General features: G+C 68.5%; 12 protein-coding genes and 1 pseudogene. 4 read left to right on the forward strand and 9 right to left on the reverse strand.

Annotated elements, in window-relative coordinates:
• Positions 1-18: 18 nt before the first annotated feature.
• From OVA06_RS19160 to OVA06_RS19185, 6 genes are all read right to left on the reverse strand, one after another.
• Positions 19-1,542, reverse strand: coding sequence for an amidohydrolase (locus OVA06_RS19160; RefSeq protein ID WP_268160861.1), 1,524 nt, complete (start codon positions 1,540-1,542; stop codon positions 19-21).
• Positions 1,543-1,599: 57 nt separating this feature from the next.
• Positions 1,600-1,983 (reverse strand): RNA-binding S4 domain-containing protein, encoded by a 384-nt coding sequence (locus OVA06_RS19165; protein ID WP_056078390.1) that lies wholly within the window; start codon positions 1,981-1,983, stop codon positions 1,600-1,602.
• Between the two features lie 39 nt (positions 1,984-2,022).
• On the reverse strand, positions 2,023-3,141 hold the full coding sequence (locus tag OVA06_RS19170) for a sulfite oxidase (protein ID WP_268160514.1): 1,119 nt from the start codon (positions 3,139-3,141) through the stop codon (positions 2,023-2,025).
• A 101-nt stretch (positions 3,142-3,242) separates the two neighbouring features.
• Positions 3,243-4,097, reverse strand: a complete 855-nt coding sequence (locus OVA06_RS19175; protein ID WP_268160516.1) for an SDR family oxidoreductase — start codon at positions 4,095-4,097, stop codon at positions 3,243-3,245.
• Positions 4,098-4,101: 4 nt separating this feature from the next.
• Positions 4,102-5,106, reverse strand: a complete 1,005-nt coding sequence (locus OVA06_RS19180; protein ID WP_015938893.1) for an aldo/keto reductase family protein — start codon at positions 5,104-5,106, stop codon at positions 4,102-4,104.
• Between the two features lie 27 nt (positions 5,107-5,133).
• Entirely contained in the window at positions 5,134-5,883 is a 750-nt protein-coding gene (locus OVA06_RS19185; protein WP_268160519.1) for a hypothetical protein, read from the reverse strand.
• 164 nt (positions 5,884-6,047) lie between these two features.
• Here OVA06_RS19185 and OVA06_RS19190 point away from each other — a divergent pair, with 164 nt between their 5' ends.
• The gene (locus OVA06_RS19190; protein ID WP_268160521.1) at positions 6,048-6,446 is read left to right on the forward strand and encodes a YchJ family protein; all 399 of its coding nucleotides are present in this window, start codon (positions 6,048-6,050) and stop codon (positions 6,444-6,446) included.
• On the opposite strand, the gene OVA06_RS19195 is transcribed toward OVA06_RS19190, so the two are convergent.
• The 3 genes from OVA06_RS19195 to OVA06_RS19205 form a co-directional block, all read right to left on the reverse strand.
• Positions 6,447-7,367, reverse strand: coding sequence for a TIGR04086 family membrane protein (locus tag OVA06_RS19195; protein ID WP_261620868.1), 921 nt, complete (start codon positions 7,365-7,367; stop codon positions 6,447-6,449). It lies immediately after the preceding gene.
• A gap of 64 nt (positions 7,368-7,431) precedes the next feature.
• On the reverse strand, positions 7,432-9,432 hold the full coding sequence (locus OVA06_RS19200; RefSeq protein WP_268160523.1) for an acyl-CoA dehydrogenase family protein: 2,001 nt from the start codon (positions 9,430-9,432) through the stop codon (positions 7,432-7,434).
• 61 nt (positions 9,433-9,493) lie between these two features.
• Positions 9,494-9,796, reverse strand: a complete 303-nt coding sequence (locus tag OVA06_RS19205) for a hypothetical protein (RefSeq protein WP_268160525.1) — start codon at positions 9,794-9,796, stop codon at positions 9,494-9,496.
• A gap of 263 nt (positions 9,797-10,059) precedes the next feature.
• Here OVA06_RS19205 and OVA06_RS19210 point away from each other — a divergent pair, with 263 nt between their 5' ends.
• The 3 genes and pseudogenes from OVA06_RS19210 (at position 10,060) to OVA06_RS19220 (ending at position 15,987) form a co-directional block, all read left to right on the forward strand.
• Positions 10,060-11,517, forward strand: a complete 1,458-nt coding sequence (locus OVA06_RS19210) for a DUF3375 family protein (protein WP_056078366.1) — start codon at positions 10,060-10,062, stop codon at positions 11,515-11,517.
• Positions 11,510-12,376: pseudogene (locus OVA06_RS19215) on the forward strand (DUF4194 domain-containing protein); the annotation flags it as partial. The gene OVA06_RS19210 and the pseudogene OVA06_RS19215, both read left to right, overlap by 8 nt.
• Before the next feature lie 149 nt (positions 12,377-12,525).
• A complete protein-coding gene (locus tag OVA06_RS19220; RefSeq protein ID WP_268160527.1) occupies positions 12,526-15,987 on the forward strand; it encodes an ATP-binding protein in 3,462 nt (1,153 codons plus the stop codon).
• Positions 15,988-16,118 lie beyond the last annotated feature (131 nt).

Genomic DNA, 16,118 nt, shown 5'->3' on the forward strand with positions numbered 1-16,118 from the left:
CTGCCCGGCCGGCACGGTTCAGCCGCCCCGCGAAGCCGCCCATCCGGCGTCGTACGTGAAACGACCGCCCACCAGCGTCGCCGCGACGGGCATGGCAGCCAGCCCGGAGTCCGGAACCGCCAGGGGATCGGCGTCAAGAAGCACGAGGTCGGCCGGCCCGCCCACCCGGACGGCGCCGCGGCCCCGGGTGGAGGCGGCCAGGGCCTGTTCGCGTGTGATGGCTTCCTGCGGCTGCCACGGATCACGGCCGTCGAAGGAAGACCGTGTGGTGGCGGCCGACACCGCTGCCCAGGGATCGAGCGGTGCCACCGGCGCATCCGATCCCAGCGCCAGCGTGGCACCTGCGTCCAGCAGCGACCGCAGCGGAAAGGCCCGGTCTGTCCGCCCGCCCCAGTTGGCTTCGGCGGCATCCCGGTCGTCAAGCGCATGCACCGGCTGCACGCTGGCCACCACGCCCAGGGCGGCGAAACGGGCAAAGTCCTCCCGCCGGACGAACTGGGCATGCTCAATCCGGCCGCCGATGCCGGCATGCTCGAACGCGTCCAGGGCCACCCGGTTGGCGGCATCACCGATGGCGTGGACTGCCGGGACAAACCCGGTGTCCCGCGCCCGCCGCAGCAGGGCACGCAGCTGGTCAACGGGAACGGTCAGCAGACCATGCCCGCCAAAAGGGTACGGATCCACGCAGTATGCGGTCCGGGTGTTCAGGGACCCGTCAATCAGGATTTTCAGCGGGCCAGTGCGCAGTAAGCCGTTGCCGCCAGGTACCTCCCGGTCCGTCCGCAGGCCCTCCGAGGCAGCCCGATCCAGGTCCGCCGGGTACACGCCGGCCTCCACGCGCAGGCTATCGAAACCGGCGGCCATCCGCCGCAGCCACGGATCGCGGTTCCACGTCATCTCAAAATCCACCACGCCCACCACGCCCTTGGCGGCGGCATCGCGGGCGGCCTGGCTGACCCAGCCGTCCACCACGGCATCCGGCAGCCGGCCCAGCTCACGGGTCAGGAGGAAGGCAGGTTCCTCGCGGAGCAACCCCGAGGCGTCCACCCGGAGCGCGTAGCGGCGGGCGGCAGCCGTGTTCACCCACACGCAGTGCAGGTCGTGGCTGATGAGCGCGGCCGGCCGTTCGCCGGCGGCGGCATCGAGCATGGCCACCGTGGGCGTATCCGGCCAGAGGGCATCACGGAAGCCCACGCCCACAGCGGTGATCGGGTGGCCGGGACCGGTCCCGCCCGCTCCAGCGGCGTCCGCGGCAATGAAGCGTCCGACGGCGGCAGCGGCCTCCTGCGCGGACGCCGCCGCAGCGAGGTCAAGCCGGTTCGCGTGCAGGGACCACTGGGTGAGATGGACGTGTTCGTCCCACAGCCCCGGGATGATGAACCGGCCGGCGCAGTCGACAGTCCGGAGGGGCCGGGCTTTGTGCGCCAGCGTCCCCGCCGGGCTGATCCCAGCCACCACCCCGCCGCGGAGGTGTACGTCGAGGGGTGCCTTCGAGCCGGGGCGGCGCACGGAGGCCAGGACAAGGTCCGCGGCAGCCGGCATCACCGTGTTGCCGCCACTGTGCTGCAGCCACGGGGCCTGGTCACTGCCCACGGCACGTCATGCGGACCCTCGGAGGCGGTCCATTTCCCGGCGGTCCTTCTTCGTGGGCCGGCCGGTGCCCCGGTCCCGCTGCGGGATGCCCAAGGCAGGGGCCACCGGCCGCGGCGGTGTGTGGTCGGTGAAGCAGTGTGACGCCACTTCAGCGCCGACGCGTTTGACGATCAGGCGGCGGACCTCGAGGATCCGTTCGTAGCCGGGCATCCGGACCGTCACCGTATCGCCCGTGACGAGGGTGGCGGATGCCTTGGCCGGTGTGCCGTTGAGGCGGACGTGGCCGGCGCGGCAGGCTGCGGTGGCGGCCGAACGCGTCTTGTAGGCGCGGATGGCCCACAGCCACGCGTCAATGCGGGCGCTGGCGGGGGAGGAGGGAAGGCTCGTCATGGTTGGCACCGAGTATAGCCCCGGCGCCGGGGGCCAGCCCTAGGCGACCGTTACCCGGACCTTCTGCACCATGTTGTTGGCCATGCCCTGGTAGTTCCAGTTCTGCTCCAGGGGCTGGGTGGCGCCGGTGGCATCGGTGGCGCGGCAGGACAGCACGTGTTCACCGGCCCCGGCCACCCATGGCAGGGTCCACTTCCGCCACGCGAATCCGCCCGGGGGTTTCTCGAGCTGCGCCGGCAGCCAGGCCCCGTCGATGCCGACGTCCACGCCGGTCACAGCACCTTCACCGGACCACGCCCTGCCCTGCAGCAGGACAGGTCCGGCGGCCAGGGTCCGGTTCCGTGTGAGGAAGTCCGGGATGCCCGGCGGAACCATCAGCGAACGGACCCTGATGCGCGAAACCGGTGTTCCGGCGTCGTCCGCGGAATCCTGGTAGCGGTAGGCGACGTGCTGCTGGAAGCCGGTAAAGGGGGCGGTGACCACCTCGATGGACTCCAGCCACTTCACGCTGGCCATGCCGTACCAGCCGGGGACCACCAGGCGCAGGGGATAGCCGTGCTGGGGCGGGAGCTCGTGGCCGTTCATCGTGTAAGCAAGCACTACGTCGGCCCGCATCGCCTCGTGGATCGGCAGGCTGCGCGCGTACCGCTGGCGGACGCCGCCCTGGATCCCGGCGTCCGCACCGGTAAAGACGACTTCCCGGGCGCTGGGCAGGACGCCCGCCTTGCCCAGCAAATAGGCGAGCGGCACACCCGTCCAGTATGCCGTCCCCACGGCTTCGAGGACCCAGGGCTGGCTGATGGGCCGGGGGCTGAGCAGGGACCGGCCATTCCCGGCGCACTCGAGCGTCACGGGGACGGTGATGGCAGGGTCCTTGTGCAGGGCCGCCATGCTCAGTTCCAGGGACCGTTCCACCGCCCCGCCGATCAGCAGGTGCCAGGACGTAGCATCAATGTCCGGAATATCGAAGTGCGTGAGGACATAGTGCAGGCCCGGCGGAGTGACATCACGGCGCATCGCCTCCAGCGGCATGGAGTGGTTGCGGGCCGAGAGCTGGAGTTCCTCCGCGGTCAGCGGGCCGGTGGTGGGCCCGGCGGGCGCCGTGCCCACCGGGGTTTCCACCTGGACGGACTGCAGGTTGTCGTGGGTCTGCGTCATGGCGCTGCGATTCTGTGGGGCGGATGGCGGGGCGGTGGTTCCCTGCCTCTGGTTTACGCCCGCCCCGCGCGCCCGTCAACGCCCTGAAGACGCAAGAAAAGCTAAAGCACGGGCCGGGTCAGGAACTCCGCAAGGCTGATGGGGTCCTGGCCCGTCAGGCCATGCACGTCGAGCGAAATGCCCGCCATCTCGCCTGCCGCCATGGCGGTGTAGGTGCTGACCCAGGCATCCACCTGCCATTTCGGCGCGTTGTAGGGTGCCCGCGACGCGTAGGCCTCCTCCACCGTCTCCGCCTGGTAGGTCACGTTCCTGCCGGTCCCTTCGCTGATGATCTCCGCAGCCCGGGCCATGGTGAGCTCTTCGGGGCCGGTGAGCTGGTAGGTCTTGCCCTTGTGGATGGCGGGGTCGCGCAGAACGGCAACCGCGCTGCGGGCGATGTCCTCCCGGGCCACCCCGGAAAAAACGCCGTCACCGGCCGGTCCCCTGATGACCCCGTGGTCATCGGTCATCAAGGGCAGGAAGTCCAGGTAGAAGTTGTCCCGCAGGAACGTGTAATCCATTCCGGAGGCCCGGATGCGCTCCTCGGTGGCGTAGTGGTCCCGGGCCAGTGTGAACGTGGCATCCGGGGCCGCCCCGTAAAAGGACGTGTACACCACGTGCTGCACGCCGGCGCCGGCAGCGGCATCCACGAACGCAAAATGCTGCTGCAACCGGTCCTCCGCCTCGGCGGCGGACACCATGAACAGCACCCGGACCCCTTCAAGGGCGCTCCGGGCGGCCTCCGCGTCACCGTAGCTGCATACGGCCGTGGCCGCCTGTTCCAGCTCAGGCGCGCGGGCCGGGTCCCGCACCAGCAGGCGCTGGGCGAAGCCGGCGCCTGCGAGTTCCCGGGCCACCATGCCGCCCAGCCCGCCGGTGGAGCCAGTGACTGCAAGGTCGGGCAGGTCCGCCGCCATGCGCCTAGGCTTCCCGCGTGGCGGGTGACTTGGTCTGGGCAGGGTCGCGTTCGGCGAGGGCACCGATGGCGTCGTCGATCTTCTTCAGGACGTCCGGTTCCAGCTTCACGCCAGCGGCAGCCACGCTGTCGGCGATCTGCTCCGGCCGCGAGGCGCCCACGATGGCGGAAGCCACATTGGGGTTCTGCAGTACCCACGCCACAGCCAGCTGCGGCATGGACAGGCCTGCCTCCTCCGCGACCGGCTTGAGGTCCTGCACACCCTGCAGGACGTCGTCGCGCATCCACCGCGAGATCATCTTGGCGCCGCCCTTTTCGTCGGTGGCGCGGCTGCCTTCGGGCGCCGGCTGGCCGGGCAGGTACTTGCCGCTCAGGACTCCCTGCGCCATGGGTGACCAGACGATCTGGGACACACCCAGTTCCTCCGACGCCGGTACCACCTCGGCTTCGATGACGCGCCAGAGCATGGAGTACTGGGGCTGGTTGGAGATCAGCTGGAAGCCCAGTTCCCGGGACAGCTTGTGCCCCTCCCGGAGCTGGTCCGCGGTCCACTCGCTGACGCCGATATAGAGCGCCTTGCCCTGGCGGACGATGTCCGCGAACGCCTGCATGGTCTCCTCGAGCGGCGTTTCGAAGTCGTACCGGTGGGCCTGGTAGAGGTCGATGTAGTCCGTCTGCAGCCGCCGCAGCGAGCCGTTAACGGAATCCATGATGTGTTTGCGGGACAGGCCAAGATCGTTCTTGCCCTTGGGGCCGGTGGGCCCGAAGACCTTCGTGAAGATCTCCAGCGATTCGCGGCGCTCGCCCTTCAGGGCCTCGCCCAGGACTGTTTCCGCCGCGGTGTTGGCATAGACGTCGGCAGTGTCGAAGGTGCTGATGCCGGCGTCGAGGGCGGCGCGCACGCACTGGGAGGCGACGTCGTTTTCCACCTGGGAGCCGTGCGTCAACCAGTTGCCGAAAGTGATTTCCGAGACTTTGAAACCGCTGTTTCCGAGGTATCTGAATTCCATGGGCTTCACGCTAGCGGAGATGGTTGCTCAGGGTAAGGGCCGTCCGCCGTTCCGTGCAGCAGCGTCGGATTCGGTCCGCTTCGGCTCCTGGCCGTGCTTGAGTACCTGCTGCGCGGAGAGGGACACCAGGGATCCGGTGTCCAACGGCGGCAGTACCTGCGGAGCCGGGGGCTTCTTGAAGGAATGCGGGACTTCGCGGACGGGGCGGTGGTTGTGCAGCGCTGATTCCACGAGCGGCGCCACGGACTCCACCTTGTCCGCCGGAACGCCGGGATCCGGCAGGTCCCGCACGGAGAGCTTGATTTCGGGGGTCGCGGCGCGCTGCCGGGCCGTTGCGCGGGCGTCGGCTTCGGCCACGGCGGAGACCCAGTCCTCGGCCAGGACGGGTTGCTCGCGGCGGGCTCCGGGTTTACGGACGACGGCGGCGCCCAGCGCCGATTTCGCCAGGGCAGACTTCGCCAGCGCAGACTTTACGCGCGCCGGCTTGAGTGCCGCAGGCCAGCCGCGCGGTGTGGACGCGGATCCTGCCGGAGCGCCCGTGCCGGACCCGGAACCGGGCTCGCCAAGGTGGGTCCCGTAGAGCTGGACCAGGGGCATCCCGTCTTTCCGTTTGCCCCTGCCGAACAGCCGCATCAGCACCACGGCGGCCAGCCGGCCCACGCCCGCGAGGAGCAGGGTGATGACGCCCAGGAGGAAGAGGATGAAGAAGATCAGGAAGGCAACGCCCACCGTGCCCAAAAAGGTTAGGTTGAGGACGAGCGTGTCCGGATTTTCCACGTGGCATCTCTCCTCTCTGCTTTCAGCTGGGCCCGCGGCGGCGCCCCCACGCACGGCAGCAGCTTCGTATCCACCTTACGGATTTTTGCGCCGCCGTGCCCCCGGCGCGGGGGCCGTCCGGAGGGTTGTAGCAAAGCCGTTACCGGATATGACAGCATCCCGGTATGACAAAAATCGGAGCGCAGGACCGTTGCCCGTGCCTGTCCGGGGATCAGTACGCCTCCTGTTGCGGCCGGTTCCATTCAGGCGGGGCCGAAGCAGCCACGGCGGAGCAGCTGATGCGCTCCCGGTACACGGCCTTTGTACTCCTGGACCGGGACTACCTGCTCCGGACGTGGCACCCGGATACGGCCCCGGGGAACCTGCAGTTGGACCCGGAAATGCAGTGGCGGCGGCTGGACATCGCGGCCACCGGCGGCGGTGGACCTTTCGACACCGCTGGAACGGTGGAGTTCAAGGCGCACTACCGTCACACGGGTGGGCGCGGCGTGCTGCATGAGGCCAGCACGTTCGTCCGTTCGGACGGCCGGTGGTTCTACGTGGATGGGGACATCCTGGACTGACTACCCGTCGTAGTCGCTGTCCGGCGTGAATCCTGCCCGGTCAACCTTCCGGTGGAAGTGCATCCCGGCCAGCCCGCCCAGCACGGCACCCACCAGCGCCACCACGGCCACCACTACGGCGGCGATGATGCTGGTGGTGGTCAGCTCACCTTCGTTGATGGGGATCCGCGGGAAGCTGTTGAGGTTTGCCAGCACATTGAACTGCTGTCCGGCCACCAGGCCCAGGACAGCGATGACGATGGCGGCGATCAAAGCCCAGACCCACACCATCAGGCCCTGCTTGGCCCCGTTGAAGCGGGCCATCCGGCCGGCCACGTAGCCGCCGGAGTAATAGGAAACAAACAGGATCACCAGCAGCACAATGATGCCCACCAGGCCCACCGTGCCGCTGTTTTGGGTGGCCTGGTTCACAGCCTCATTGACATCCGTGTTGTTGGCCAGACCCACGGCGGTGCCGGCTGCGGCCACCAGGGCGGTGAGCAGGACGGCCAGGCCTGTTGCGGTCAGCCAGCCAAAGAACGCCGAACCCACCTTGATGCCGCCGAACTGTTCCTTCTGCCGGGCGATCGCGGTTTCGCGGTCCGTCAGGTTCGGGTTCACGGCCGCGGCCGGGACAGCTGCGGTCCGAGCGGTATCCGCGGACCCGCTGCGGTCCACGTAGTCCCGGTCCGGCTCCGCCCGCTCGGCATAGACCTCCTGGGGGTAGTCGCGTTCGGCGGATGCGGCCGGCGCCCCGGAGTACTGGCGCGTTGCATCGCCGGCGGATGTGCGGTCGATGGGACGCGTTGCATTGTCAGCCGGAGTCCGGTCGATGGAGCGCGTGGCCTGGCTGTCCGCGTCCCCGGCAAGGCCGCTTTCGCTGCGCCCGTCCTGCCGCGCTCGCCGGGGAGGGAGGTTCTCTGGGTCCGTTGAGCTGCTCATGGATCCACTCAACCACCGCCCCACCCCGATAGCAAGGATGCTTACGATTCCGTGACCTGCGGTTCTACCGGTATCTGCGGTGCAGGTTCTCCTTCGCCGAGGGCCCGTGGGAGGCGTCGGCAATCCACGGCCCGGTGCCTTCGGACTGGTCCAGGACCCCTTCCTCCAGCCAGGCGTAATCCCCGGCGAGGACCTTGCGCGTGAGGCGGTGGTCGCCGTCGTCCGTATTCCGCCACAGCTGGTCAAAGTATTCGTCCACGCGCACCCGCGCCTGTTCACAGTAGGCTTCGGCGAGTTCGTAGGCGCTCGCCGCCCGCCCGGGATCGGTGCGCAGCAGCATCTCCGCACGCGAGCAGCACGCGGTCATGGCGAACAGTTCAGCGCCGATGTCCACCACGCGGCCCAGGAAGGCCTGTTTGCGTTCGAGCTTCGCCTGCCACCTGCCCATGGCGTAAAAGGTCTGGCGGGCCAGCCGCCGGGAGGAGCGTTCCACGAACCGCAGCTGCCGGGCCAGCCGGCCGAACTCGCCGTAGGAACGCGGGTCCATTCCGGCGCCGGCCACCAGCTTGGGCAGCCATTTGGCGTAGAAGCCGGAGGCCCCGACGGCGGCACGGGCTTTGTCGGACAGGCTCGCATCCATCGACGCCAGGTCTCCCGCGGCGGCGAGGTGCGCGTCAACGGCTTCGCGCGCGATCAGCAGGCGCATGATCTCGGAGGACCCTTCGAAGATCCTGTTGATCCGCAGGTCCCGCAGCTGCTGCTCGGCGGGTACTGCACGCTCTCCGCGTGCGGCCAGGGACTCCGCGGTCTCGAAACCGCGCCCGCCGCGGATCTGGACCAGCTCGTCGGCGATCTGGCAGCTGATTTCCGTGGCCCACAGCTTGGCCAGGGCGGCCTCGATCCGCACATCCTTCTGGCCGGCGTCCGCAAGCTCGGCGGCGAGCTCGAACACGGCATCCAGTGCGAAGGCGGAGGCCGCGATGAAGGCGATTTTCTTTCCCACCGCTTCGTGCTCGCCCACGGGACGGCCCCACTGGGTGCGGGCGTTGGACCATTCACGGGCGATCTTCAGGCTCCACCGCCCGGACGCGACGCACAGCGCAGGCAGGGCCAGCCGCCCGGTGTTAAGGGTGGTCAGGGCAATTTTCAGGCCCTGCCCCTCGCGGCCCAGTCGGTTGGCGGCGGGCACCCGGACCTGGTGGAAGCGGGTGACGCCGTTTTCGATCCCGCGAAGGCCCATGAAGGCGTTCCGGTTCTCCACCGTGATCCCGGGGGAGTCCATCTCCACCACGAACGCGCTGATCCCGCCCTTATGCCGGGTGCCGTCGGCGTCCGTGTGCGCCGGGACCACCGCCATCACCACCACCAGCTCAGCAATCACCCCGTTGGTGGTCCAAAGCTTCACGCCGTCCAACAGGTAGGCCTCGCCGTCGTCCGTGGGTGTGGCGGTGCTGCCCAGCCGGGCGGGGTCGCTGCCCACATCCGGTTCGGTGAGGAGGAATGCGGTGATGGCGCCGGCCGCGCAGCGCGGCAGGTACTCCTTTTTCTGTTCCGGCGAGCCGAACACCTTGACCGGCTCGGGCACGCCAATGGACTGGTGCGCCGAAAGGAGCGCACCGAGGCTCGGGTGGACGCTGCCCAGCAGCGCCAGGGCGCGGCCGTAGTACACCAGTGAGAGGCCCAGGCCGCCGTATTCCTCGGGGATCTTCATGCCGAAGACGCCCAGGTCCGCCAACCCTCGGATGTACTCGTCCGGAATCTGTGAAGCACGCTCAATGACCCGGCCGTCCATGGTCCGGGCATACGCGGTGAGCCCGGCCATGAATGCTTCACCGCGCTCCACATCCGCAGGATCGGGCGTTGGCCACGGGTGGACCAGGCTCAGGTCGAAGTTGCCCAGGTAGAGGCCCTTGGCGAAACTGGGCCGGTCCCACCCGGTCTCCCGGGCGGCTTCGGCCACGGCCCGGGCTTCATCCGCGGTGACGCCGGAACCGATCTTTCCGGCGGGGACGGGCGTTTCTTCGGCCGGCGCGTCAGTGGACGGGCTGTGCGTGGCGGAGGTCATGGGTTATCTCCTAGGCCGGAATGGCCGGTGAAGCCATGGATCCGCCGGGTTGGAGAACCCTTCAGCTGTCCCTCAATATTACCCGCGGGTAGGTTCCGGTGCCAGGGGAAGGCGGGCCCGGAAAGTCCGCGGCCACGTCCACGCTTTTCGCGTGATGCACCAGCCGGTCCCAGCCTGCGTTAATGCCATGGACCACCGCCAGGAGCGTGCTGGACACCAGGATCCAGGCGAGCTTTCCCGTACCCAGCAGCAGGAGCGCAACCAGCCCCGATGCCAGAACGAAGGCGGCCAACAGGCCGCCAAAAGCCAGGGTCCCGATGAAGACCAACGTGGATGTGTCCAGAGCGCTCAAATCGAACTGCATGTGTCCCCCTGCGGCGTTGCTGTGGTGAAAGTCTGCTGCGGCCAAGCGGCGAAGGCCGGTAGCAGAAAGCGTAGGGTGGGCCCTGCGCGGCGAGCCAGAGCGAAGCAGCACGAAACAGCTGTTGATACGGGATCGATACCCTACCGCCGGGTAGGTCACGGAGCGGTTGCGGCGGCCCCCCCGAACGCGCTGAGTTAACCTTGTAGTTGGCCGTTTTCCGGCCCGCCCTGCCACCCGCCCCGCCAACAGTCCAAGGAGAGTGTGTGCCCCGCTCCGCCAGGTCATCCGCTGACGCCATCAGCGCCCGGCTCCGGGACCTCGAGCTCCTCACCAAGGGACCCGCCTGGGCCCTCACCCGCTCGGCGCCGTGGGTTATCGCGGTGCTGCAGGCGTCCTTTACCCGCATCCGGCCGCAGCTTCCGCTCGAGGAATTCCATGCCGACGTCGACTCCTTCCTGGAGGAGCTCCGCCGGCAGGACCCCGGGCTGGGCGGCGGAGCCAACGGCAAGTCGTTCGGCGACGAGTGGACGCGACGGCAGTTCCTGACCCGCCGGAACCAGTCCGGCCAGATCGTCTATGAAGTCACCGAACCCGCCGCCCGCGTACTCGCATTCCTGGACAGCCTCTCCAGCGAACGGTCCACCCTCAACGGGTCCCGGCTGGGCACCCTGCTCGGCGATGTCGAAAAGCTCGCCAATGAGACCAACCCGGACCAGAGCGCCCGGCTTGAGGCCCTCGAGGAGGAAATCGGTGAGCGGCAGCAGCTGATCGAGGACATCAGCAGCGGCGAGTTCGACGGCCTGCTCGATGACGACCAAGCCGTGGAGGCCGCGGGCAACATCTTGGACCTGGCCGCCAGCCTGCCCGCCGACTACAAGAAGATGCGCGACCGGATCGAGGAACTGGTGGGCGGCCTCCGCAACCAGATCATCGAGGAGTCGCTGACCAAGGGCGCCACCATGGCGCAGGTGCTGGAAGCGGACAAGCGGCTCCGCCAAAGCCCGGAAGGCAGGACGTTCCGGTCCTTCACCGCGTTCCTGGAGGACCCGCAGCAGCAGCTTCGGTTCCGCTCCGCCATCGGCGAAGTCCTCGGCCGGCAGTTCGCGGATGACCTCTCGCCGGAGGACCGCGAAACACTGAAGAACCTGGTGGCAGAACTCCGCCAGCAGCACAGCCAGATCCAGCGCATCTACGGGAAGCTCAGCGAAAGCCTCAACACCTACGTCCAGAGCGACGACTTCCGCCAGTCGGTCCGGTTACGGCAGGTCCTGCGCGAAGCCGAGCACGCCATCCGGTCCCTGCCGTACGAGCGTGACCGGCCCGGCCTGATTCCCGGACCCGTCCTGTACAACGCGGGTTTCGAGGCGCTGTCCATGGTGAAGCTGTTCGACCCAGACGAGTTCGCCGCACCCCCCAAGCTGGCCGACCCCATCGCGTTCAGCGACTCAGACCGCGTGCGCTCGCCGAGGACCGGCAAGGCCAAGCCGGCGGTGGTCCGCGCGGCTATGGCAGGAGCCAGGACCCTGGGTGACGCCTGGGAGCAGCTGCCGCCGGAAGAGCAGCACATCAACACCATCCGGGCCCTCCTGTCCGAGGCGCTGCACGCGGGCGCCACCTTCGACCGCGAAGCGGTGGACGGCCTGGACTTTGAACAGATAGACGGCACCACCCGGCGGGCCTACCTGCCGGTGGTCACGCTCGCAAAGGATTCAGATGACTGAAGAGATGACGGCACCGCCCGCCGAGCCAGTACCCGGCCCGTCGGTTGAGCCGGCCGAAACCCGTGATCCGATAGTTGGGCCTGCCGAAACCGCGGACGCCCCGATGCCGGCCAGCCACGTCACCGGCGCAGTCACTCCGCGCGACACCTTCGTGGACGGAGCCGCGCTGTTCCCCGGCGACACAGGCGTGCTGAACATGAAGGTCCGGCAGGCGCTGGTGAAGCTCCTCAAGGGCCCTTATATTGACGGCGGCCGGGACGAAAAGCTGTGGACGGTCCTCCTGGACAACCAGGTGATCCTGCGCAGCCGGCTTTCGGAACTGTTCCTCAGCATGCAGTTGGACCATGAACGGAAGATCGCCGTCCTGCGCCCGGTGGACCCGGACGTGATCGGGGGCAGCGCCCGGTCCAGCATCCTGCGGCAACAACGGGCCCTAAGCCGGGTGGAGACCATCGTGCTGCTCCGGCTGCGGCTCCTTCTGGACCGGCACGTCACCGCCCAGACTGACCCCACCATTACCCGCGAGGAAATCACGGACCTGGTGGCGCACTACCAGCCGTCCGGCCAGCAGGACGCCCTCCGCGACTCGGACGTCGTCACCCGGGCGATCACCAAGCTCCTGGCCCGCCAGCTCCTGCTGCCCACGGGCCTTGACGACGTGTACACCATCTCCAACGCCCTCCCGCTGGCCCTCCCGTTCGAGAACATCGGCGACATCCCGGCCCACATCGAAGCCCTGGTGGCCGCTTCGACGGACCAGTCCGGAACGGAACCCCTGCTGGACTTGGACGACACGGGTGACGATGACAACGACGACGGCGCTGCCGCCCAGGGAGTGGCATCTAAGGGAACGGATGAGGGACCCGCTGCGAGCTTGCGAGCAGTGGGAAATCCGGACCCGCTGTCGGAGCCGGACGCATCGTCCGAAGGACGGATGCCGTCCGGCGAAGGGGCGGGGGCGGCAGCGCCGTCGTCGTACCCTGCCGGCACCAAGAAGGAGGCCGCGAAGTGACCATTCCGAGCATGCTCCCGCTGGGGGAAGAGACGAACCCGGGCCAGATGCGGCTGGCGCTGGTCCAGGTGGTCAACTGGGGCACGTTCCACGGCGCGCACACCATGCGCGTGGACCGGAACGGAACCCTGCTGACCGGTAATTCCGGCGTGGGAAAGTCCACGCTCTTCGACGCCATGCTGCGCGTTTTCGATGCCAGGCCACGGTCCAACGAGGCAGCCGCCCAGCGGTCCGGCGGTGCTGTGGAGGACAAGCGCACCACGTTCACGTACATGCGCGGCAAAGTGGGCGACAAGGCCGTGGGCGAGGGCTCGGCGAGTGCCTTCCAGCGCCCCGGTGCCACCTGGTCCGCCGTCGGGCTGACGTTCGACAACGCTGCGGGCACCCGCGTGACCGTCTCGGCACTGTTCGACCTGCCGAAGAACGGCACGGAATCGAGCGTGGGCCGGTTCTACCTGATCGACAATGTTCCGCTGGACCTCGATGCGATTGAGGGCATCGCGGACAAGCGGTTCACCAAGGGCGCGCTGGAAACGATCTTCCCGCACGCCCAGGTGTTCGACGTCCACAAGGCCTTCGCCGAGCGGTTCCGGCGCCTGCTGGGCATCAGCTCGGACCAGGCGCTTCCGCTGCTGCGGGTCATCCAGGCGGGCAAAGGCCTGGGCGGCAGCGTCAATACGTTCTTCCGCGACCAGGTGCTGGATGCCCCCGCAACGCTGACGGCGGCTGACGACGTGGTGGAAGAGTTCAGCAACCTCATGTCCATCCGTCAGCGCCTCGAAGACGTCCGGCAGCAGCGCGACCAGCTGGCGCCGGTTCCGGGGCTGAACCGCGAGTACGCCCAGTCCCTCCTGGACGCCAACCGGCTCCGGGACCTGGCCGGCGGCGAATTCGAGTCGTACAGGCAGCGGCTCGCCGTCACCGTCCAGCAGAAGATCCTGGCCCGGTTCAAGGAACTGGCGCAGGCCAAAGCGAAGGAGCTCGGTGCCGAGCGTTCGGTCCGCGATGGCCTGGCCAAGGACCTGCGGCAGCTGGAAACCGACTACAACAGCCAGGGCGGCAATGCGATTTCCGCCATTGAGCAGTCGCTGGAGAACGCCAGGGTGGGGCTGCGCCTCCGCCGCCAGGTGGAGCAGGCCGCACAGCAGGCATTGTCCGACGCCGGGCTGCAGCTGGAGTGGACGGCCTCCGGCTGGGAGCAGGCCCACGAGCAGGCGGCCGCCCGTTCCGTGGAGCTGAAGGACGATTCGCAGGCACTGCAGGAGCTGCGCTTCGAGGCGTTCGACGCCCACGCCAGCCGCAAGCGCGAACTGGCCGCGGCCGAGCAGGAACTCGTGTCGCTGAAGACGCGCAAATCCCTGCTGCCGCCGTCGAGCATTGAAAACCGTGCCGCCATTGCCGCCGCCACCGGCATCCCGGAGGACAGGATGCCGTTCGCCGGTGAGCTGATGGACCTGGCTGAAGGGGAGGAGCGGTGGCGCCCGGCGGCCGAGCGTGCGCTCCGTAACCTGGCCACCACGCTCCTGGTCCCCGGCGAACATTTCTCCTCGGTGACCCGCTACCTGAACGACAACAAGGTCCGGGGCGCGCTGCGGGCCGTGGACGTCTCCAAGCCCCTCGCCGGTGGTCCGCTGGCAGTGGAGGACGCGCGCGACGGCGACCTGCTCACCAAGCTGGACATCCTCGCCAGCGGTGCGGCTGCCGAGGCGGGGGGATGGGTTCGGGAACGCATCGCCCTCGACTTTGCCTACCCCTGCGTGGAAGACCCGGACCAGCTCGCCGCGCTGGACAAGGGCCTGAGCCTGGGCGGCGTGGTCAAGCGGAACCGCCACACCGTGGAGAAGGACGACCGGTTCACCAGCCGCCAGGACTACGTGCTCGGGTTCGACAACGCCGCCAAGCTGGAACTCGTGGCCGGCCAGGCGGAGGACCTCCGGCAGGAAGTGGCCAAGGCGGCCGAGCTGGCCCAGAGCCGGGAAGATTCCCACCAAGGCATGAGCCGGCAGCTCGAGGCGCTCCGCCGGATCGCTGAGGACGACAGGCCCTGGGACCAGGTCTCGGCAGCCGTCGCGGCCGAGGAACTGGCGGGCATTGAGCGGCGGCTCAAGGACGCCCTTGCCGCCCAGGCGGACCTGGAACCGCTGCGCGCCACCATCGAGGAAGTCCGGCAGAGGCACCAGTCCAGCACCGAGTCCGCAGCCGTGCTTCAGAGCGAGTACAAGGCCCTCGACAGGCAACTGACCGCTGCCGATTCCCTGCTGGAGGCCGCGCGCCACCGCTTGGCCGAAGCGCCGCCGTCGGACGCTACCGTGACGGCGCTGGAACCGTACTTCGCCGACTTCGGCGATGTGACGGAGATGCACGAGCTGGACAACCTGGCCAACCGCGTGCGGACCGCACTCCAGGGCGAGCTGCACACCGCCGAATCCCGGGGACAGGCTACTGCGGAGCGGCTCACCCGCATTTTCGAGGGGTTCGTGCGGGAGTGGGGCAGCGCCATCTCCGCCGACCACGGCACCAGCATTGGGGCGGCCAGCGAATTCGAAGCCCGCTACCACGCGATCGTCAACGATGGACTGCCGGCGCAGGAAGCCGAATTCCGGCAGTTCTTCAACCAGCGCACGCATGAATCCTTCAGCACCCTGCTGCACCTCCTGGACGAGGAACGCCGCTCCATCACCAGCCGGATCCTGCCGCTGAACGGCATCCTGTCGCAGGTGAACTTCCACGAGGGCAGCTTCCTGGAACTGGACATCAAGCAGACCCTGCCGCCAACCGCGAAGCAGTTCAAGGACGCCATCCAGAACGCGCTGAAGGCCCGGCATACGCGGCCCGCCAAGGCCGAGCCGGGTGCGGAACGGGACGACGACGCCGAGCTTACGGCACGCTACAAGTCCCTGGAAACGCTGGTGAAGCGCCTGGGCTCGCAGGCTCCGGAAGACCGGCGCTGGCGGGCCGAGGTGCTCGATGTCCGCGGGCACCTGTTCATCCAGTGCAAGGAGCACCGCGAGGTCACCGCGCCCCCGGCCAAGGGAAAGAAGGCCGGCAAGAAGACCGAGGTGTTCATGCACGCGGACACCGGGTCCATGTCCGGCGGTGAGCGGCAGCGGTTCACGGCGTTCATCATGGCGGCCGCCCTCAGCTACCAGCTGGGCATCGCCGAGCAGGGCTTCACCACGTACGGCACGGTGATGATGGATGAAGCCTTCGTGCTTGCCTCGGAAGAGTTCGCCGGCGCCGGGATCAAGGCGCTGCACGAGTTCGGGTTCCAGCTGCTGCTGGCCGCGCCCGAGAACGTCATCGACCTGTCCCGGCACCTCGGCTCCGTGACCGAGATCCTCCGGGACCGGCGCACCAACCGTTCCGGCGTGCTGACCGCGCCGGTGATCCGCCCCCGGCGGGGCGAGGAAGGGGCCTGGCGGTCCGAGGCGAATCCTGTGGACATCGTGCTGCGCTGATGGCCGCCGCCGCGAACCATAGACAGGGATAACAAACTGATGGATTTATCCGTCAGGTTCTGGTGTGCCGCGATTTGGTTGTGCCACCCTTGTGAGCAAAACACCACCACGCCATCCTGATCCCCGTAGGC

The sequence above is a fragment of the Pseudarthrobacter sp. SL88 genome (assembly GCF_026672455.1).
In the GTDB taxonomy this organism is placed as follows: domain Bacteria; phylum Actinomycetota; class Actinomycetes; order Actinomycetales; family Micrococcaceae; genus Arthrobacter.

Coding starts and splice junctions, on each gene's coding strand:
- OVA06_RS19200 (WP_268160523.1), bottom strand. CDS start 9,432: ATGACCTCCGCCACGCACAGCCCGTCCACTGACGCGCCGGCCGAAGAA.
- OVA06_RS19205 (WP_268160525.1), bottom strand. CDS start 9,796: ATGCAGTTCGATTTGAGCGCTCTGGACACATCCACGTTGGTCTTCATC.
- OVA06_RS19170 (WP_268160514.1), bottom strand. CDS start 3,141: ATGACGCAGACCCACGACAACCTGCAGTCCGTCCAGGTGGAAACCCCG.
- OVA06_RS19195 (WP_261620868.1), bottom strand. CDS start 7,367: ATGAGCAGCTCAACGGACCCAGAGAACCTCCCTCCCCGGCGAGCGCGG.
- OVA06_RS19160 (WP_268160861.1), bottom strand. CDS start 1,542: ATGCCGGCTGCCGCGGACCTTGTCCTGGCCTCCGTGCGCCGCCCCGGC.
- OVA06_RS19180 (WP_015938893.1), bottom strand. CDS start 5,106: ATGGAATTCAGATACCTCGGAAACAGCGGTTTCAAAGTCTCGGAAATC.
- OVA06_RS19165 (WP_056078390.1), bottom strand. CDS start 1,983: ATGACGAGCCTTCCCTCCTCCCCCGCCAGCGCCCGCATTGACGCGTGG.
- OVA06_RS19175 (WP_268160516.1), bottom strand. CDS start 4,097: ATGGCGGCGGACCTGCCCGACCTTGCAGTCACTGGCTCCACCGGCGGG.
- OVA06_RS19190 (WP_268160521.1), top strand. CDS start 6,048: ATGACAAAAATCGGAGCGCAGGACCGTTGCCCGTGCCTGTCCGGGGAT.